Raw genomic sequence first — 20097 nt, 5'->3', positions numbered from 1 at the left:
TACAAACAAAAATAGCGACCAACGGGTCGCTATTTTTTCGCAATCAGATTTCGCTTGCTTAGAAGATGATATGCGCCACACCAGCAATAACAGGCAATGTTACCAGTGTACGAAGAATGAAGATCATCACCAATTCCCACACTTTCACTGGGATCTTACTGCCCAGTAGAAGCGCTCCCACTTCTGACATATAAATCAACTGCGTCACAGACAAAGTAGCAACCACGAAGCGCGTCATTTCGTTGTCGATATTTGCAGCCAGTACTGCAGGGATAAACATATCCGCAATACCCACCAGCATGGTTTCAGACGCGGCAACCGCTTCTGGAATTTGCAGCAGTTCAAGCAAAGGAACAAACGGCATACCAAGGATGGTGAAAATCGGTGTGTACTCAGCAATGATAAGGGCTGATGTACCAATGGCCATGACCACAGGAAGCACGCCAAAGACCATGTCTGCAGCATTCTGAAGGCCTTCTTTCAACACATCGGTCAGTGAACGGATGTGAGAAGCACGGTTAACCGCTGATTTCATGCCGTAAGAGAATAGGGTTTCACCTTCTGGCAACGCTTCGTGTTCAAGCACTTTCTCTTCGCCGTTGATTAGCGTGTTCTTTTTCCAGCTCAATGGCGGTAAACGAGGAACCACGATAGCTGCAACGAAACCGGCTAAACACACAGTGACATAGAAAGGTACAAACATATGCTCTAGGCCCACTTGCGCAATCACCACCAAGCTGAAGCTGATAGAAACCACGGAGAACGTCGTGCCCACAACCGCGGCTTCACGCTCGGTGTAATAGCCTTGCTCATACTGCTTGCTAGACATCAAAATAGCGACGCTGCCATCACCCAACCAAGAGCTTGCACAGTCAACCGCTGAACGACCTGGAAGACCAAATAGCGGGCGCATAATACGCGTCATGAACGTGCCAATCAGTTCTAACAAACCGAAGTTAGTGAGTAACGGAAGAAACAAGCCTGCGAATACGAACACTGACAGCAAGGTTGGTAATAAGTCGCCCATCACGAACCCGCCTGTCGCGCCACCAGTGACATGTTCTGGGCCAAAGCCAAAGAACGCCATGGTTACAAACGTCGCACCAAGCAAGCGCACTACAAGCCAAACAGGTGTCGGTAAAAATAGGCCAGTAAGAAACTTAGATTTGGTAATGAAAGCCGGTTTTGTCGCCAGAGCCAACAATGAACCAAAGGCGCTCACTAGAATAATTGACGTCACAACAATCGGAGCAGATTGACCCAATACGCCAAGCAGCGTTTTTGCCAGTACCGCGATAGGAATAGTAAACCCACCGTTGATCATCACTGGTGTCATGAACAAAAGGACACCAAAAATAGAAGGTATCAGGAACATCAACAGATTCCGTGTCGATGAGGGTGTGTTTGGCAAGTCTTGAGTTTTCTGCATGGCGATACTTCCTGAGCGATGCGTTGAACGAAATAGATATTCACAATATGTGACTAATTGAGCGCAAGATTAATTTAACTCTTTACGCATGTAAACCATAATTAGTCACTTATATTGAATAAAATAAACAAATAGGACTAATAGACCAAAACATGACCGTAAAGTGTATATTTTTGTTCGTTATTTTGTTAAATACCTGTAACAACAGCTAGGGGAATAAAGAAAATATCAATGCTTTAGCGGCAAAATAACGCCATTCATCAGACGAGAACAGCGCGAGGTGATTATGAATAACTATCCAATTTTACGATCAATGCGGGCATATTCAGATTGCACCCACTGCCCAAACTCATCCATCAAAGCAACGACGGCACGTTTCTTCACTGGTTTTCGCTCAATGAGATAAAAAAGACGTTCAATTTCAACGGACTTTTCTGGGTAGGAAGCCAAAAATGCATCAGCGCAGGCGCGAAGATCGTGTTCCCATCGCCCTTCTTTGCTGGCAACCAACCCAAAAGCGGCTTTTATTAGCCTTTTCGCTGCGTCTTCAGCCGCATCTAACTGCGTGCCCCACTTTGTTGCAACCGCGACTTTCTGACGAAGTTCTTTGAGCTTGCCAGCCAGATCGCTATTCATCGCTTTCGACACTTCCCAACTCGCTTCAAAGTGGCCGAAGCTGTCTGCAAGGTTATCGCCGCTCACACAAAGTGCGCAGTGCTTGATGAAAAAGCCCCATTTGAAAATGTTGCTAAGCGCCGTGACCTCTTTTAAAGGTACGACATCGAACTCAACACGCTTAACGGCATCACTCGACTGCTCAATGCGCCAACGAATGGTGTTCAGCGACGCATACTCTTGCACGTTCAACGCTCGAGAGGTCACCAAGGTAAATTCAAAATCGGCACTGGCACCCGCACAGCGGTGCGCGATATCGCCAGAGATATATAGGCTATGCAGCGTATCGCCAAGTACACCGCGGATCTGACGCACTGCGGCGGCTAATGGCTCAACATAGTCTGTTTGCAGCGGTGACTCTCTTTCTATCTCAGCCAACAAGCCACTGCGAGGTTTTGCCTTATACAAACCAGTCCCCTTTTATCTATCTAGTCTTACCATTTTAAAACGAGTTTGCTTCCTGCGCACCTTGAAACATAGCCATGTTCACCGTTAATTTCCCTTAAAAACTGAATGTTATACCCAAGCAACCTGAAGATGCTCGATTTCATAGGCCATCAGGCGAGTTTACTAACGCCATGCTCGGTGTTGTCCCTTTTTTTTGTTGGAGCTCACCCTTTTTGTTGGAGTTCACTACATCGGCAAAGGGACGCCTTGATCATAACGTCAGTCAAGCTCGCTGCATCCTGCATCTTCAGGTTGTTTGGGTATATAATGCTGCCGTAACTATTATTTTGGAATGATTATGACCGCTTCCCTTCTTTCAATCGACGAAACACTAGAAACCGCATTCGACATTTTCTATGAAATGGCTGAAGACAACCTCGATTACGACGATCTTCTCGCCTACCAAGAACGCTTTGATGAAGATGGCGCGGCCATTGTGGTTGAAGCGAGTTCTGACTGGGAAGAACAGGTCGGTTTTGACGTAGATCGTGAAGCCTTTGTTGAAGTGCGTATTGGCCTAGCCAACGAAGACGAACTTAACGATGTACTGGTTCGCATGCTTGTTAGTCGTGATCCTGAACAGAAGTTTTGTCACCTGCTTTGGAAACGTGCGGCTTAGTCTCTGCCTGCGAATTCACACAAAGAATTCGCCGTTAAAGCGCCAGCGAACACAAAAAAATAAGGCCTGCAATGCAGGCCTTATTTGATCAACTCACACGCAAACCATCAAGCGCTAGTGCGGCGATGCTGGGAATTTGAACTCTTTACCCGCATCAAAGTTACGCGGTAGTTTGTGCGCGATCCCTTTGTGACAATCAATACACGTTTGACCTGCCTCTTCCGCCCTATCATGCACTGTTGCAGCCACGGTTTTCTGAGAACTGAAATCCATGAACTCGAAGTTATGACAATTTCGACATTCTTGAGAGTCATTCGCTTTCATTCGGTTCCACTCGCGTGTTGCCATTTCTAAACGATGATCTTCAAATTTCTGTGGCGTTGCCACAATGCCAAAAGCCTTTGCGTATAGCTCTTTACTCGCTTGAATCTTACGAATCATTTTCGGGCCCCATTCCTTCGGAACGTGGCAATCAGGACAAGTTGCCCTCACACCACTTCGGTTGGTGTAGTGAATGGTGCCTACATACTCTTGGTAAACGTTGTCTTGCATCTCATGACAACCGATGCAGAATTCTTCACGGTTGGTCATTTCCATGCCGGTGTTGAATCCACCCCAGAAAATAATGCCCGAAACAAAACCCAAGATCAGTATGGTGCCAATGGCAAAATGACTCGGTGTTCTGAACCATTTCCAACTTTTCGTAATGAACGCCGGTAGTTTCATTGGCTCCCCCTACTGACCAAACTTGCCAGCAGGAACAAATTCGTTCTCCACTAGCGGTTCGGTCTGTACTTGTGGAACATGGCACTGCAAACAGAAATAACGACGTGCAGACACTTGGGTCAACACCTTGTTATCACGATCCATAAAGTGCGTAGGGCTCACGCGAGGGGCGCCAGTTTTACGATAAACGTCCACGTCGTGGCACTGTAAACATGCATTGTTTGACTGATTAATCTGATAACCGTCCACCGCGTGCGGAACCATGGGTGGCTGATTGACATAGTTCAGCGCAAAGCGATCCTGATTTTTCGGCACCACTTTGATTTTGGGCAAATTATTGTTTTCACTGATTTCTTGATCACCACGTAGTGAAGTGACCTCTGCAATCGCAAGGGTGCTCACAAACGCAGCGAGTAGCAGTGACAAGGTGATTTTCTTTTTCATGTTCAGATCCTTTCGAATCAAATCATTATGCTCATTGCGTGTTGCTTGATATCCATCAGCAACACGCGCTATTTGGGCTTTTTAGACGGTGCTGCCAATCAGGCTTTAACGATCTTAACGGCGCATTTTTTGTAGTCCGTTTCTTTCGAAAGCGGGTCAGTCGCATCAAGGGTTAGCTTGTTCACGAGTTGCCCTGCATCAAAAAACGGCATAAACACCAATCCTTCAGGAACTCGGTTGCGACCACGCGTCTCAACATGCGTTGTGACTTCACCGCGACGAGATAACACTTTTACTGCATCACCTCGGCGTAAGCCTCGCTTCTTGGCGTCCAGCGGGTGCATAAACACCACGGCATCAGGGAAGGCTTTATACAGCTCAGGAACACGACGTGTCATGGTGCCCGTGTGCCAATGCTCAAGCACTCGACCGGTAGATAACCAAAGGTCAAATTCCTCATCAGGCTCTTCGGCGGCAGGTTCGTAAGGCAGTGCAAAGATCACCGCCTTCTTGTCTGGCTTGCCGTAGAAAGAGAACCCTTCTCCCGCTTTTACGTACGGGTCATGCCCTTCTGCGTAACGCCACAGTGTTTCTTTGCCATCGACCACAGGCCAACGCAGGCCGCGTTCTTTGTGGTAGGTTTCGAACGGTGCCAGATCGTGAGCTTTACCGCGGCCAAATGCTGCATATTCTTCGAATAGACCTTTTTGAATGTAGAAACCGGCGGCTTCTGCATCATCATTCAAACGACCTTCAGGGATTTCATCCAAGCCGAATTCGTTGACTTGTCCATTCGCAAACAAGATGTCGAACAAGGTCTTGTCTTTGAAATCAGGTTGTTTCTCCAACAAGTCTGCTGGCCACACATCCGCGACTTTGATGCGTCGAGACAGCTCAACCAATTGCCATAGGTCAGATTTCGCTTCACCTGGCGCTTTCACTTGTTGATACCAGAACTGAGTACGACGTTCCGCGTTACCGTAAGCGCCCTCTTTTTCTACCCACATTGCAGTAGGCAAAATCAAATCAGACGCCATAGCTGTCACGGTTGGGTACGGATCTGACGTTATGATGAAGTTACGCGGGTCGCGGTAACCCGGCAGACGCTCTTCGTTAATGTTCGGACCCGCTTGCATGTTGTTGTTACACATCACCCAATACACATTGAGTTTGCCGTCTTTCAGCATGCGATCTTGCAGCACGGCGTGATAACCCGGCTTCGGTGGAATGGTGCCTTCAGGGAGTTTCCATTTAGCTTCAGCAAATTCACGGTGTTTCGGGTTGTTTACAACCATGTCTGCTGGCAGACGGTGTGCAAATGTCCCTACTTCTCGTGCTGTACCACAAGCAGAAGGTTGACCGGTTAATGAGAACGGGCCACAGCCTGGCTTAGAAATCTTGCCGGTGAGTAAGTGGATGTTGTAGCAAAGGTTGTTTGCCCATACACCGCGAGTGTGCTGGTTGAAGCCCATCGTCCAGTAAGAAACGACATTCACTTTTGGATCGGCATACAGTTCAGCCAACGCCATAAGTTGGTCTTCTGGGACGCCAGACAGTCTGGAGACAGATTCCACATCGTAATCCGCAACAAACTTCGCGAACGCGTCAAAGTCGATAGGATCTGATGCACCGCTACCCGCATTTTTGGCATTCTGTTCAAGCGGGTTGGTCGGACGAAGACCATAACCAATATCCGTGGCACCTTGACGGAAGTTAACGTGCTTCGCGATGAAGTCTTTATCGACTTTATCGTTTTGAATAATGTAGTTAGCGATGTAGTTAAGAATTGCCAAATCGGTTTGCGGCGTGAAAATCATGCCATTGTCAGCAAGCTCAAAACTGCGATGTTCATAGGTAGACAGCACTGCGACTTTGACATGATCTGCCGACAATCGGCGGTCAGCCAAACGCGACCACAAGATTGGGTGCATTTCTGCCATGTTCGAACCCCAAAGTACAAACGCATCCGCTTGCTCAAGGTCGTCATAACAGCCCATTGGCTCATCCATACCAAACGTACGCATAAAGCCCACCACGGCTGATGCCATGCAGTGACGCGCATTCGGGTCGATGTTGTTGGTCAGAAAGCCCGCTTTCATTAGCTTGGCAGCTGCGTAACCTTCCCACACGGTCCATTGGCCCGAGCCAAACATACCCACCGTTGTTGGGCCATTTTCTTGAATCGCTGTGGTGAACTTCTCCGCCATTAAGTCGAGTGCTTCATCCCAGCTGACTGGCGTAAATTCCCCTTCTTTATCGTAAACACCGTCTTTTTTTCGCAGCAATGGCTGAGTCAGACGGTCTTTGCCGTACATGATTTTAGGGAGGAAGTAGCCCTTAACACAGCTTAAGCCGCGGTTAACTGGCGCTTCAGGATCACCCTGTGACGCGACAATGCGCCCATTCTGCGTACCCAGCAAAATGCCACAGCCAGTGCCGCAAAAACGACATGGCGCTTTGTCCCAAGTGACTTCAGCATCCTTACCCGCGGCCTGTGCAACAGCAGCAGGAAGCGTAATTCCCGCAGCACTCGCCGCAGCCGCCGCTGCATTCGCTTTCAGAAACTTTCTGCGTGTCAGTTTCATTCTTCGACTCCTTCAACACTGTGTTCAGGCGATTCATTCTCGACCTGATGAAAAACCAAGGTTGCCGCGAGCACTCCCGGCAACCCTTTAATTTGTTCAAAAATATCTAGCAAAGCACCGCGGCTTTCGCCTTCCACCACCACTACCAACTTTCCCGTCTCATTCGTGGCCGGAACCTCTGTGCCGGGTAAGGCTTCAATATCGGCTTTCACCTTCTCGGTTTGATCAGCCGCTGCGTGCACAACGAGGCTGGTGACGTGATATTCATTCATGCTTGTTGCTCCATGGAGATAGCATTGGTTGGACAAGGCGCGACACACGCACCACATCCACTGCAATCGTTGATGTTGATTTCTGGTTGGGCGACGCTGCCTAATCGATGTTGGAAGCGAATAGCACGCTCATCGCAGGCGTCGTGACAACTGCGGCATTCAATATTCTTTTGCGCGAGGCAGTTTTCATTGATGGAAATGGCTTGCTGCCACGGACGTTGATCGTTGGAGTGAAATAGCTTTTCAGGACAGGCTTGCGCGCAGGCGTAGCAAAACGTGCATTCCCCTCGGTTGAAATCAATCGTGGGAAATCCGCCATCCCCTGAAACGATAATTTGTTCTTCACACGCGCGCTCACACTCGCCACATCGCGTACAATGGTCGGTAAACGCGCCTATGTCCTTGATCCAAGGGAGCGATTGCTGTTTTGTCTTTTGAGCGCTTCGAAGAAAAAAGCGTCGGCGTTGATCGACCATATTGGTGTTCCGCAAGTGTTGCGTGCAGCGGGTCACTCCACGTTTTGATGCTTCCACGTTAATTAAATTTGTGAAGTGGTCACATACCTCTAAGGGGGTAGATCGGGGGTACTCTTGCGCTAGATCAATTATTTGGCGAGGCGCACGTCACATTATGAAACTTGGGCATAACAGTAGACTTATCATGGCTGACAACAACAAAGACCTCGCAGTGAAACGATCCGTGACCACAACAGTGGCGCGCTCTCTGGTGGTGATATTACTGCTGGCCGTTATCATTACTGGCTTCTCTATCATTTCATTGGCTTCCAGCCTCAATGACGCAGCAGCGATCAATACGGCGGGTTCGCTGCGTATGCAAAGCTATCGCGTTGCCTACGACATCGTGGTCGACTCTCCTTTACTGCCTGAGCATGTTCAGTCATTTGAGTACTCTTTGCTTTCTCCCGAACTTCAGGTCTTAGACAACCCAGCAGTCCCCTCCGACATACGCCAGCAATATGGCGAGTTGATTACCCATTGGATGCAGCTTCGCCCCGAACTACTGGGGGCAGATAAAGTCTTCTATCTTGAGCAGGTCGGCTTATTCGTAAACAAAATCGACAGATTTGTTTTTGAACTCCAACAACATTCAGAGAACAAACTTCAGGCGTTGGCCATAACAGGCAGTATTGGTCTGGGGTTAATTTTTGCCACAGTTCTGTTCTTGATTCAGTACACGCAACGGCGCATTGTTCAGCCGCTCAACATGCTGGTCAGTGCCAGCCAAAAAATCCAGCGCAGAGATTTTGATGTCGAATTACCACCAGCACGCAGCAATGAATTAGGCGTGTTATCAAGCAGTTTTTCCTCAATGGCGAGCGAACTCAAAAGCCTTTACGCCGACCTTGAATCCAACATTGAAATCAAAACTCGCAAGCTCACCAAAGCCAACCTGTCGCTCAATGTGCTTTATGAGTGCTCAACGCTGCTTTCATCAAGCCAATTAACCCGTACCATCTTTGAAAATATTTTAACCACGTCGTTAAAAGCAGAAGGGATCACGGCATTGAAACTGGATGTTCAGCACCCTAACGAATCGCATTGGGAAATCGCGGTTGGCCACGTCAAACCTATGAGGTGGCATACCCTTCCGCTGCAGCATGATGGTGAAACACTGGGAACCTTGATGTGGCAAGGCGATGACAGCCTTGTTGATTGGACGTTGCTCGAAAGTATCGCCGCGATTTTGGCTCGTGGTGTGCGTTATAAACATGCGCAGAAACAAGCCATGCATTTGGCTGTGATGGAAGAACGAGCAACGTTGGCGCGAGAACTCCACGATTCTATTGCACAGTCACTCTCTTACTTAAAAATCCAGACCAGTATACTTAAGCGACATTTGAAGCGTGCCGACGCGCCAGAGTGCGAACCTATCGCAGACGACATCAGCGAACAGCTGCGTGTTACCTATGATCAATTGAGAGAGTTACTGACCGCGTTTAGGTTATCACTATCGAACAGTGATTTTGGCCTTGCGCTTAATGAGATGGTATCAACGCTGCAAGCACAAACCACGGCACACATCGAGGTTTCGTCGTCCATAGACACTGTGTCTATGACGGTCGAACACCAGATGCACGTGTTGCAGATTATTCGGGAAGCGTGTGTCAATGCGATTAAGCACGCCAATGCGAGCACTATTACCGTGTCTTGCCGACAAGAAGGTCATCTTGCTTATATTGAGATATCTGACAATGGTGAAGGTTTTGATCTTCATAAAGAAAAACCGAACCATTATGGCCTGAACATCATGCAAGAACGCTCAAAAATGTTGTTGGGTGAAATAGACATCCTGTCGGCGCCAACACAAGGGTGTCGTGTATTACTGAGCTTCAATTTAACCTAGGAGAGACCAATGTCTGAGTGGAGCGTGCTGCTTGTTGATGATCACCCGTTGATGCGCAAGGGCATTTCACAGTTATTGAAGTTTGAACCAGAGTTTTCAAACATCACAGAGGCGAGCAACGGAACCGACGCCATTGCGGAAGTATCTCGAGCAGAACCAGATCTGATTGTGCTTGATCTCAACATGAAAGGGTTATCAGGCTTAGACACATTGAAAGCTCTAAGGTCAGAAGGTTGCACCGCTACCATTGTCATTCTCACCGTATCAGACAGCCCAAATGATATTCATGCCATTGTCCAAGCAGGTGCAGATGGGTATTTGCTGAAAGACAGCGAACCCGAAGAGTTGATTGATAAACTCAAAGTCGCAATGACAGGTCAAAAAGCCTTCAGTGAACAGGTCAAAGCCTTCCTTTCGAGCAGTGAAAGCCATGAATCGCCGTTACAACAACTGACGGAAAGAGAACTCGAAATATTACAGCAAGTTGCGAAGGGTTTTCGGAACAAACAGATTGGTGAACAACTGTATATCTCTGAATCCACCGTGAAGGTACACCTGAAAAACCTGCTCAAAAAGCTCGGGGTCGACTCTCGCGTGGCAGCGACCGTGTTGTATCTAGAGAACGAAGCGTCAAGTTGAGTTATTGGCTTTCACTTATTTGCTAGCTGCGAACATACCCACCTCAGGCTCACCTCTACCTGCAACCTCGTAGTCCAATATAAAATAAGCAAAAAAATGGAGGAGCATACTGCTCCTCCATGATATTTCGAACTCAAATGGCACCACACCAAGTCATCCGTAATTACCTTAATGACTGTGTGTTTAAGGTTTCATCTTAGAAAATATCTACGCCATTCAATGTTACGTCTTCCGCATCAGTCCACACGGTAATCGTGCGATCAAGGAAGTCGTGTTCGATAACAAATGCGTTCAGCTCACCCGCTTCAGCCGCCGATAATCCCAGTGTACTGATCATCTCCGCACTGATTGGCGCATTGACCGTACCTGTCGCGTTATAGCTCCAAGGAACACCAGAAAGATTCAGTGTGTCATCCCCTTCACCTAGGTATGCAACAAAGCCATCCCAGTCATCAGGTGTACCGAAATCTTCACCAAACGGAACATCCGATTCAGCCCAAATTGCATTTGGATTGATGGTGACGGTTTGATCACCTTCATCACCCATCACAGCTTCAACTTGTGCAATAACGTTACCCGTGACTGATGAATCGCTTTGATACGCCACACCCGTAAAGTCTACGTGGGTATCGCCGGTCACCAACAATTGGTCAAAGCCAGTGTCACCAAGATACATTTGCTTATTAACCGTGTCTCCGGCGCTATTTTGCGTCGTCAGGCCAACAAAATCATCTTCAGAGAAGATAAGGACGTCTTCACCGTTGCTACCACGATATTCATCAACGCCTGTACCACCATCGAGTCTTACATCACTACCAGGGCCGCCATTGAGGAAATCATCACCCGCATCGCCGTAAAGTTCGTCTTTACCTGGGCCACCAAGGATAGTGTCGTTGCCGTCACCACCATGAATGATGTCATCGCCGCGTTGACCATAGAGTGTGTCATCACCCTCACCACCAAAGATCTTGTCGTTGTCATCGCCACCAAAGATGGTGTCGTTGCCTTCCTCACCATAAATGGTGTCTGCATCGCTTTCTTCGACAACTTGTGTGGCATTCACTTTCATCACAACATCGTTGAAATCTTTGTCACCAAGGCACCAAAGATCTTCCCAGCAGGAATTCTCACCGGAGTTGATTTCGTGATCCAAACCGTCGCCATTTTTGCCCGTTTCAGACACATAGCCACTCGACGTTAGGCTACCTTGACTGAATGATGGGCTGCCGCTGGCAAAGCTCAACGTCACCTCGCCCTCATTAAAGCCTGCGGTGTCACCATCAGGAATAATGAACAAGCCAATGCGAGCTGCACCATCAACATCAATAACGGCTTGCGCTGAAGAATCCAGCTTTGCGTTATCTGCCATGACATACGCCGCAAGTACATTACCACTCGCATCCAACACGTAGTAACCCACGCTATTGCTGTATGCAGCACTTGAAGTGATACCTGAAAGATCTAGCGTGACAGCGTCACCATTACTGACATCCCAGTACCCATCTGCACCACGATCAAGGTCAATGGTTTGGCTTGCAATTTTACCACCGTAAATGGTGTCATCACCCGTGCCGCCACGAATAACATCATCGCCCCATTGGCCATGAATAGTATCGTTACCTGCCCCACCGTCGATGTAATCTTCATCGTTAGAGACTTGCGTCGTCCCTTCAGAAATATCAGAGTAATCAAGACCATTGATGTTCGAGTAAGAATTTGGAACGATCGACAATTGCGTAGCGTCAGTGATTTCTGGTCCACTTAATTGAAGCAGCAAGTTACCGTTTTCACTTAAGTTGTTGTAATGATGGCCATTGCCATCAAGGTCAACATCCAGAATGGCGAACTCGTAAACGTTACCATCTGCATCACAATATTTGAGGGTGTAATCCAGATTGACCGGATACTCAACACCGTCGATTGTCACACTCTGGCTTTTATCGTCTGAGTATTCGTTGCAGTAATCATCCGCATTCAAGGTGCCATCATCATCTTGGAAGGTGACTTTGGTTGAACCACCATCAAACGACAGTTTAGGCGGGAAGCAGAAGGTGTGGAATTCGCCGCCTGAAGGCATGGTGAAATCATTGCCCATCTGGAAGACGTTGACGCAAGGGTCGCTATCAAAGTTTGGAGACGCGGTGTTACCGTAAATCACGTCATCCCCATCACCACCGTAAAGCGAATCCTGACCATTGTTACCTTCAATGTAGTCATCACCACCTTGGCCATACACGGTGTCATCGCCGTCACCTGCATAAATTTCATCGTCACCACCAGTGCTTGGATCCACTTCTTCCGGTGTTGTGAACGTTGAATAATCAAGGCTGCTGATGTTGTGATAAGAATTTGGAACAAGGGATAGCTCAGTACTACTTGTAATTTCAGGGCCATCAAGTTGGATTAAGATTTTGCCGTTTTCACCCACATTGTTGTAGTGATTACCGGTGCCATCTTCATCAATATCCACCACGGCAAACGTGTAAATGTTACCTGAAGAATCTGTGTACTTGAGTCCATAGTCGACGTTAACACTGAATTCCTGCCCACCCATTTCCACGGTTTGGGTTTGGTCATCAGAGTACTCATTGCAATTGTCATCGCCATTGAGCTTCGCGTCGTCATCGTTAAAGGTAACGCTGGTCGTAGAGCCTTCGAAATTTAGCGTAGGGGGGAAGCAGAACGTATGAAACTCGCCACTCGAAGCGGTAAAATCGTCACCTAAAACGAATACAGCACCGGTCATACCGTTGCCATTAGAAGAGCCTACATCACCATATATGACATCGTCGCCACCTCTACCTTCAATATAATCATCACCCAAGGTTCCATTGAGAGTGTCAGCGTTGCCAGTACCTATGATATTTGCCATTAGTTTTGTCCTCTGTTTGCTCACCAAAGCAAGAGGCAGCTCAGCCATCTCCTTATGCTTTATCATTGAAAGCAAAAGAGATCCGAAACTTTCCGTCCCTGTCTCGCAACAGGTTTGGCTTTTTTCTCCGAATAGTTGTCGTAATAACTGCTGGTTTAAGGTGGGCGCTTACAGCATCTGCGATGAAGAAAGGATCTCGGGATTACGCCGCCTTAATACTCCTCCAGATTCGTAGATTGATTGCACAGGAGCAATACTGCGTACGGTAATTAATGGGAATATCAGGCCACGTTTTGGGCTGAATCTAACTGGGACTTAAGAAAGAATGGGTCGGTATTAGAAATGAACGATACCAGATTCAGTACTGATGACTGATTTCAGTATGAATGGCGCGTTTTATGTGTCCTTTTGCGTTTTAGCGTAAGGCAAGGTTTTGAGAAGGCCATCATCCAATGGCCTTCTCTATGACTAACAGTTTATGCAACAACCGCCGGTTTCTCTGTCAGCGTTTCGTTAATTTGCTGTGAACCTTCGGCACCATGCATCCAACTTACCAGCTTATTGGAGCAGAGAATTAGCATCAAACCTGCAACGGCAGAAGTGATTGCAATGCCACTGAAGATAGCGAGTGGCCCTGCGTCACCAACGTGACTGCCAACAAAACCCGCCACATAGTTAGCCACGGCATTGGCACAGAACCATGTACCCATCATCACTGACATCAAGCGCAACGGTGCGAGCTTAGTGATCAGTGACAAACCAATCGGCGATAAGCATAGCTCACCCAAAGTATGGAAAAAGTATGCGCCAACCAGCCACCACATCGACGCTTTGATGGACATATCGCCACCTTGTTGAAGCGCCGCGCCCACCATGCAGACAAAACCTAGCGATAGAAAGCCCATTGCCATTGCAAATTTGATGGGTGAACCGGGTTCACTTGCGCCTAATCGACGCCAGAACAACGCTAACAATGGAGCCATGATGATAATAAACATCGGGTTAAGAGACTGGAACCATGCTGCTGGTACTTCAAAACTGCCCAACATACGGTTGGTGTAGTCTTGGGAGTAAATATTCATCAGGCCACCCGCTTGCTCGAAGCCTGCCCAGAATATGATCACAAACAAGCTCATCACTACGATGACTTTCAAGCGATCACGTTCAACCGTGGTCAACGGCTGCTTTTCCGTCGTTCCCGATTGGCGGCGCTGCTTCACGGCCGCAGGTTCAACACCCACCGAGCCCAAAAGACGATTAGCAAACAATAGCTGTACAACCAATGACATCAGCATGCCGATACCAGCACAAAGGAAACCTGCTTTCCACCCGTAATGGATAGACGCTGTACCTGCGATAATACCCGCCAGCAGTGACCCTAAGTTGATACCCATGTAGAAGATAGTGAACGCACTGTCACGACGGCTATCCCCTTCCCCATACAGTTGACCAACCATGGTTGAAATGTTCGGTTTGAACAAGCCATTACCGACGATCAGGAAGCCCAAACCCACATAGAAGGCTTGTGATTCAAAAGGATCGATAACGCTATTTGGCAACGCCAGCGTGAACTGACCAATGGCCATCAATGCACCGCCGATGATGATAGAACGACGTTGACCGAGGAAATTATCGGCAAGCCACCCGCCCAGTACTGGGGTCAGATAAACTAAGCCTGTGTATATACCGTAGAGATTTAGCGCATCTTGAGTTGTCCAACCCAAACCGCCATTGATCGTTTTATCAGTGAGGTAAAGCACCAAGATGGCGCGCATTGCGTAGAAAGAAAAACGTTCCCATAATTCTGTGCCGCACAGAAGGAACAAGCCGCGGGGATGACCCAGCCAATCTGACTGTCTGTTTGAATTCATTTGAGTGTTTACCGCCTATCTGATGATCTCAGCGGGAGTGAATATGGACCTCCTTTTCCTCTCAGACTCCGCTACAGGGCGTACAGACTGCACCAATTTGACACGTGTCGCAATATTTGATGCAAAATATTTCATCTTACATTGTGTGGATATTTGCGGACGGTTTACTCCAAACGGTAAAAAGCCGAGCATCTTGACGATGCCCGGCTTTAAAATTCAATGCTATGTACCCAAAAGCCAGTGACTTGGGTATACCGCGACTATGCCGTCGCGGGCAAATCGGGAACCATGGTTCTGTTACGACACAACAAGAGACCAAGCCCTGAAAGCACGGCCATTGTCAGCAAGATAGCGCCTAATGAGAACTGATCATTAACGTTCATTTTTGCTGCCAGCAGTGTAAAGAAACCGGCTGCCATGTTTTGTACGCCACCCAAGACTGCACCAGCAGTTCCTGCATGGCGAGGAAACGGAGATAGCGCCCCAGTGGTCGCTGCTGGGAACAAAAGACCCGCCCCCATAAAGTAAACTGAGGCACCGCCAATTAGGCTTTCAACGGTTACTGACCCGTCAAAACCCGGAACAAAGACAACCAGTGCACCTATCAGCAAAATCACTGAACCCACCATCAATACTGCCTCTGCTGACAGACGGCGTTCAATCACAGTGGATAGCCAAGAGCCCAGCATGAACCCTGGCAAAGGTAATACAAACAGTAAGCTAACCGTTGTTGCGCTCAGTCCTAATGTGCTTCCAAGCAACACGCCTGCTGCGGCCTCAAATACCGCAATACCCGAAAATACGGCAATCAAACAAATCAGGTAACCCTGAAACTTCCGATTGCTCATCACGTAGTGGTAACTCTTCAGCACAGAATCGTTACGGCGAACTTCAGGTGGCAATGTTTCTTGAAAACTCACAGACATGATGAAAAACACGACTGCAGCCAACACGAATAGGAACACATAGCTGGCCTGCCACTGGAAGTACACACTCAAGTAACCACCTAACACTGGGGCGATTAATGGTGAAAAGATAAGGCCAACGCTCACTAGGCTATTTGCTCGATGTAGACGACTACCCTCGAAACAATCTCGCGTTAATGTACGCGCCATTGCACCACCACTGCCAATGCCCGCACCTTGTATCACGCTACCCACAAGGAACCAGTCAAAGGATGGAGCCGCTAATGTGACCACCGTACCGACAAGATAAATGGATAAGCCCGTCAAAATGATTGGCTTTCGTCCAAAGCGATCGGATAGAGGGCCGTAAACAAACTGAGAAAGGCCATATGGGATCAGATAGCACGCCATCACAGCCTGAAGCATGGCAGCAGACACTTGAAAGTCTTCAGCCATCAATGCCATGGACGGTATATACATGGTTTGCGTCATTTGACCGACGGCGGCCAAAATGATCACCATCAGTAGAATTTTTGATATAGGTGTCGTCGCGGACATGACCCACTTCCCCTAGCAAGCGAAATAAACAAGTTTCTTTAATGCGAACCAGAGAACTAAGAGGTGATATTTCAGATGAAATTCAGTAAATCTAGGCGGTATCGCTAATTTTTTGCAGATAGTAGTCGTGATAGGAGGGTGAAACAACACAAATAAGATGTTTCATACACGATAAGAAATCATATTAAAGATTAGTTTTTCTAATGCCTGTTTCTTTTTTAATCAATAGCACTCGTTTTCATGGCATGGAAAACAAACATAAAAAAAGCAGCGCTATGCGCTGCTTTTTCATGAAGCTCAAATGTTCAACATCTCGTCATTAATCAGATGCCCAACGAATCACTCAATCGTTAGTTTGTGCTGACCATGTGACACCTTGGCTTTAAGGTATTTCTTGTTGCCATCTTTCAGGTGCGCTTGCGTCCCGATCACTGTTTCTAACGCGATCCCATAATCTTGTATTTCTTTGATTTTTTTAGGATTGTTAGTGATCAGACGAATGGTCATCACATCCAATGCTTTTAGCATGTCTGCTGCATCTTCAAAGTTACGCAGATCATCAGCAAAACCGAGATGGTTATTTGCTTCATAAGTGTTCATGCCTTGGCTTTGCAGCTCATACGCATCCAACTTATTGTATAGACCAATGCCGCGACCTTCTTGGCGAAGATAAAGCAAGACACCGCCTTGTTCGCCCATTTTTTGGATTGTCTCTTCAAGTTGCTCGCCGCAATCGCAGCGTGAAGAATGAAAAACATCACCAGTGAGACATTCTGAGTGCATGCGAACCAGCGGCGCGCCTTGCTGCTTATCGGCACTATTGAAGATAATCGCGACGTGCTCTTGATTTGAGTTCAAACCATCAAATGACAGGATTTCAGCGGGGATATTGCTCCCAACGCCAACATTCAGTGGGACTCTTGCTCTAATTTTTGCCATCGACTGTAATTCTCTGTTTTTTCGGCATTTGCCGAATATGTACTGCCCTATACAACAACACCGATCGCCATGAATTGTTATAATGTAACACGTCCATCGATGTGGCGGGCAATCGTAACAGAACTGCTACGAATCTGCCAACACCTCAGCGTAAGCGCCTGATTACGACCGCCGGATTTCCAGCCACGACAGCAAAAGGTTCAATATCACCATCAACGACAGAGCCCGATTCAACCACCACGCCTTCGCCGATAGATACGCCCGCTTTAATCACACTATTGCCGCCGATAACCACGTTGTTACCAATAATGATAGGTAAAGAAATTTCGTGCTCTCCATTTTGGACATCAAGCGGAAGCAGGCTTTGGGTAATGGAGTAAATCCCCACACCTGGGCCAATCAAGACATCATTGCCAATTTCGATATGTCCACTGTCTATCAGCGTGCAATTCGGGCCAAAGGCTACATTGCTCCCGACGCGAACGTTCATGCCATAGGTACAAGTAAAAGGCGCTTCTACCGCAACGCCTTGACCACGTTGAGCAAACAGCTTAGTCACCACCATGTCTTGGGCTTTATCGTCAGCGGGGTCGATCGTACTCAGTTGCTGACAGAGCCGACGTGACGCGTAGCGAAATTGTGTTAACTCTGCATCGGCGGGACTATATGGCTTTCCTTGCTGCATTTTTTCAAATTCGGTCAATCGTTCATCCTTGATAGCGCCAGAGCGACTTCACTCTTAGTCAGCCTTAACATATACGTCCGCAAAGAATTTACAGACTTGTTATAGCCAAACAACCTGAAGAGGCATGATTCAGCGTGCTTGATTCCATTCCCTTTATTTTAGCTGTTCACAGACGAAACATCATTTAACACCGACGCGTAATCATCAATAAAACGACGCCCTGCGAGCAAACCGTCTTGATAGTCATGCTCTAGTTGATGAGGCTTGCTTAACAATGGGCTACTCGACAGTGGCTCGCTGGGGGAGATCTGAATCAACTCGGCGCGATGAGGTGGATGGGACATAAACTGAATAGTGTCCTGATAACTATGAAAATGCTTAGTCATCATTTCTAATACGTCACTGGATAGCTTTTGACCCGACATGGCGTGCAAACGGTAGATAGTGTCTCCTCCGTAAAGCCATCGACCCCCATTACGATGGGTCGTCTTAGGCATCATCTCTTTGATTTTTTCCCAAAGCGGTTCAGGCGTATTTTCTTTGTAACGCTGTTTGACTTCATCTAAGCGTTGAGAGAGTTGTTGATGGAACTCAGACAATCGCTCAAATCGATCATCCATGTTTAAACGCGCCAAATATTCGGGTAAACGCGTTTCCACTCGGCCTCGAATGTTCTCGATAATGGTTGAACTAATGTGCGATTTATCCTGAACAACGGGCTCGGTTCTGATCACGACAATCACATCAGCGCCACGGTCAAAGGCTTCTTTCGCTGGAATAGCACCACTCACGCCACCATCGACATAATATTGATCGCCGATTTTAACACTGTTGGGATACAGCATCGGGATGGCACACGTCGCGGTGAGAACATCCATCCAATCGTTCTCAAACAAACGAAAATAGTCAGGCTCTAATGTCTGTGTGTTGGTCGCGCATGCATAGGCATGACGATTTTCTAGAACAGCCTTCGCTTTCTCTATGTCCAGCCCAAGAGCATGTGTTGGCCCCATTATTTCTAGTGCCCAATCAAGATCCATAAACTGTTGACGTCTTACATATTTCAACAGATTGAAGAAGCGATCTTGTGTTGTATATTCGGTAATAAATTGATGCCCAAAGCCGCGCTGCCGCGTGAGATAAGACGAAATATTCAATGCACCAGCAGAGGTGCCAATGTACATTTCAAAGGGGTCAAACCCTGCATCAAGAAAGCTATCAAGTACGCCTGACGTGTATATACCGCGCTGCCCCCCACCCTGAGCGACAAGCGCTATTCGACGCTTTCTGCCTGTAGAAAGCGCAGCACGACCAAGATTGAGTGTTGAAGAAGAAATAAGAGATGAAGATTTAGGGCTCTGCACAATAACCTCTGAAAAGAAGTTTGATACCCAAGCGATAAGAAGTGATGAAAAGGATGAAGGCGTTAATACGATGTAAGCCCACGGTTCAACGCTTAGCTGCGTCTCATATATGGAAGCTTGTTTTAACGCCCTTTGCGCTCGTTTAGCATCACAACACTCTTCTACTTGGATACATCAAGTTGCTTTATTATACCGAGAGCCAATGACGTAGAGCTAACTATTTATGGGACGAGAGGCTAGGAAAAGACGATCGCAACCGTGGCAAACGTAATGATTCCAGCCAGTGCAGTAAATGCAGTCGCCAATGCAATTTTAAGATTCGTGTCCATTCTGCTTCTCCTTGCCACCATGAATTCCGATAACACATGTTTTACACATTTTTAATGTAACCAGTTTAACAGCGCAACCCAGAATATTCACAATCCCATCACAGATCGTCTTTCAATTGTTGCAATTGTTTCAATTTGTGACGCATTGCAAAGTACCGCCACAGGGAGACTTAGCAGCATATCTCTCTAGAATATGACTTCATTACTCACACTAGCTGAAACATTTAGTGACACCCAATGTGATTGAATATCCATTCATTTAATGATGTATAAATGACAAGTAAAATTAGATTTTAACCTATAATTAAAGGTCAAAAAATTTAACAATTGGTTAACTGCCAAACTTCTTACATTAAACCTATCACTCCTACATT

General features: G+C 47.3%; 17 protein-coding genes and 1 riboswitch. Of the genes, 3 read left to right on the top strand and 14 right to left on the bottom strand.

Features of this window, described 5'->3' with window-relative positions; genetic code table 11:
* Positions 1–58 precede the first annotated feature (58 nt).
* Together Q365_RS0122220 and Q365_RS0122215 are read right to left on the bottom strand one after the other, a co-directional pair.
* The gene (locus tag Q365_RS0122220; RefSeq protein WP_407637609.1) at positions 59–1429 is read right to left on the bottom strand and encodes a YjiH family protein; all 1371 of its coding nucleotides are present in this window, start codon (positions 1427–1429) and stop codon (positions 59–61) included.
* 294 nt (positions 1430–1723) lie between these two features.
* Positions 1724–2512 (bottom strand): hypothetical protein, encoded by a 789-nt coding sequence (locus Q365_RS0122215; RefSeq protein ID WP_028025423.1) that lies wholly within the window; start codon positions 2510–2512, stop codon positions 1724–1726.
* A 337-nt stretch (positions 2513–2849) separates the two neighbouring features.
* Here Q365_RS0122215 and Q365_RS0122210 point away from each other — a divergent pair, with 337 nt between their 5' ends.
* Positions 2850–3170: an HI1450 family dsDNA-mimic protein gene (locus tag Q365_RS0122210; protein ID WP_081796366.1), complete on the top strand. Its 321-nt coding sequence runs from the start codon at positions 2850–2852 to the stop codon at positions 3168–3170.
* 114 nt (positions 3171–3284) lie between these two features.
* On the opposite strand, the gene napC is transcribed toward Q365_RS0122210, so the two are convergent.
* The 5 genes from napC to napF all read right to left on the bottom strand — a co-directional run bounded on the left by napC (position 3285) and on the right by napF (position 7673).
* Complete coding sequence (napC, locus tag Q365_RS0122205; protein WP_028025421.1) at positions 3285–3896, bottom strand: cytochrome c-type protein NapC; 612 nt, start codon at positions 3894–3896, stop codon at positions 3285–3287.
* A 9-nt stretch (positions 3897–3905) separates the two neighbouring features.
* Entirely contained in the window at positions 3906–4340 is a 435-nt protein-coding gene (locus Q365_RS0122200; RefSeq protein WP_028025420.1) for a nitrate reductase cytochrome c-type subunit, read from the bottom strand.
* A gap of 98 nt (positions 4341–4438) precedes the next feature.
* Positions 4439–6925 carry a nitrate reductase catalytic subunit NapA gene (gene napA / locus Q365_RS0122195; RefSeq protein ID WP_028025419.1) on the bottom strand — a complete coding sequence of 829 codons (2487 nt, stop codon included), beginning with the start codon at positions 6923–6925 and terminating at the stop codon, positions 4439–4441.
* Positions 6922–7197 carry a chaperone NapD gene (locus Q365_RS0122190; protein ID WP_028025418.1) on the bottom strand — a complete coding sequence of 92 codons (276 nt, stop codon included), beginning with the start codon at positions 7195–7197 and terminating at the stop codon, positions 6922–6924. Before Q365_RS0122190 ends, napA begins: the two co-directional genes overlap by 4 nt.
* Entirely contained in the window at positions 7194–7673 is a 480-nt protein-coding gene (gene napF, locus Q365_RS0122185; RefSeq protein ID WP_028025417.1) for a ferredoxin-type protein NapF, read from the bottom strand. The genes Q365_RS0122190 and napF overlap by 4 nt, the downstream gene beginning before the upstream one ends.
* Positions 7674–7857: 184 nt before the next feature.
* Between napF and narQ the strand changes: the two genes are divergently transcribed.
* Positions 7858–9561, top strand: coding sequence for a nitrate/nitrite two-component system sensor histidine kinase NarQ (gene narQ / locus Q365_RS0122180; RefSeq protein ID WP_028025416.1), 1704 nt, complete (start codon positions 7858–7860; stop codon positions 9559–9561).
* A 9-nt stretch (positions 9562–9570) separates the two neighbouring features.
* Positions 9571–10200 (top strand): response regulator, encoded by a 630-nt coding sequence (locus Q365_RS0122175; protein WP_028025415.1) that lies wholly within the window; start codon positions 9571–9573, stop codon positions 10198–10200.
* A 196-nt stretch (positions 10201–10396) separates the two neighbouring features.
* On the opposite strand, the gene Q365_RS0122165 is transcribed toward Q365_RS0122175, so the two are convergent.
* The 7 genes from Q365_RS0122165 to cydH form a co-directional block, all read right to left on the bottom strand.
* Positions 10397–13072, bottom strand: coding sequence for a calcium-binding protein (locus Q365_RS0122165; RefSeq protein ID WP_028025414.1), 2676 nt, complete (start codon positions 13070–13072; stop codon positions 10397–10399).
* Between the two features lie 31 nt (positions 13073–13103).
* Positions 13104–13201, bottom strand: a riboswitch (cyclic di-GMP riboswitch).
* Between the two features lie 347 nt (positions 13202–13548).
* The gene (locus Q365_RS0122160; protein WP_028025413.1) at positions 13549–14943 is read right to left on the bottom strand and encodes a peptide MFS transporter; all 1395 of its coding nucleotides are present in this window, start codon (positions 14941–14943) and stop codon (positions 13549–13551) included.
* 260 nt (positions 14944–15203) lie between these two features.
* Positions 15204–16406: a multidrug efflux MFS transporter EmrD gene (gene emrD / locus Q365_RS0122155; protein WP_028025412.1), complete on the bottom strand. Its 1203-nt coding sequence runs from the start codon at positions 16404–16406 to the stop codon at positions 15204–15206.
* Between the two features lie 339 nt (positions 16407–16745).
* Positions 16746–17345, bottom strand: coding sequence for a GTP cyclohydrolase II (locus Q365_RS0122150; protein WP_035025577.1), 600 nt, complete (start codon positions 17343–17345; stop codon positions 16746–16748).
* Positions 17346–17490: 145 nt separating this feature from the next.
* Positions 17491–18048: a DapH/DapD/GlmU-related protein gene (locus Q365_RS0122145; protein WP_028025410.1), complete on the bottom strand. Its 558-nt coding sequence runs from the start codon at positions 18046–18048 to the stop codon at positions 17491–17493.
* A gap of 140 nt (positions 18049–18188) precedes the next feature.
* Positions 18189–19394: a patatin-like phospholipase family protein gene (locus Q365_RS0122140; protein ID WP_028025409.1), complete on the bottom strand. Its 1206-nt coding sequence runs from the start codon at positions 19392–19394 to the stop codon at positions 18189–18191.
* 236 nt (positions 19395–19630) lie between these two features.
* Positions 19631–19723, bottom strand: a complete 93-nt coding sequence (gene cydH / locus Q365_RS26830; protein WP_155859042.1) for a cytochrome bd-I oxidase subunit CydH — start codon at positions 19721–19723, stop codon at positions 19631–19633.
* Between the last annotated feature and the right edge of the window lie 374 nt (positions 19724–20097).

It is taken from the genome of Enterovibrio calviensis DSM 14347 (assembly GCF_000621165.1).
In the GTDB taxonomy this organism is placed as follows: domain Bacteria; phylum Pseudomonadota; class Gammaproteobacteria; order Enterobacterales; family Vibrionaceae; genus Enterovibrio; species Enterovibrio calviensis.
Note: the sequence above shows the minus strand (reverse complement) of the source record. Positions and strands in the feature narration are given on the sequence as shown.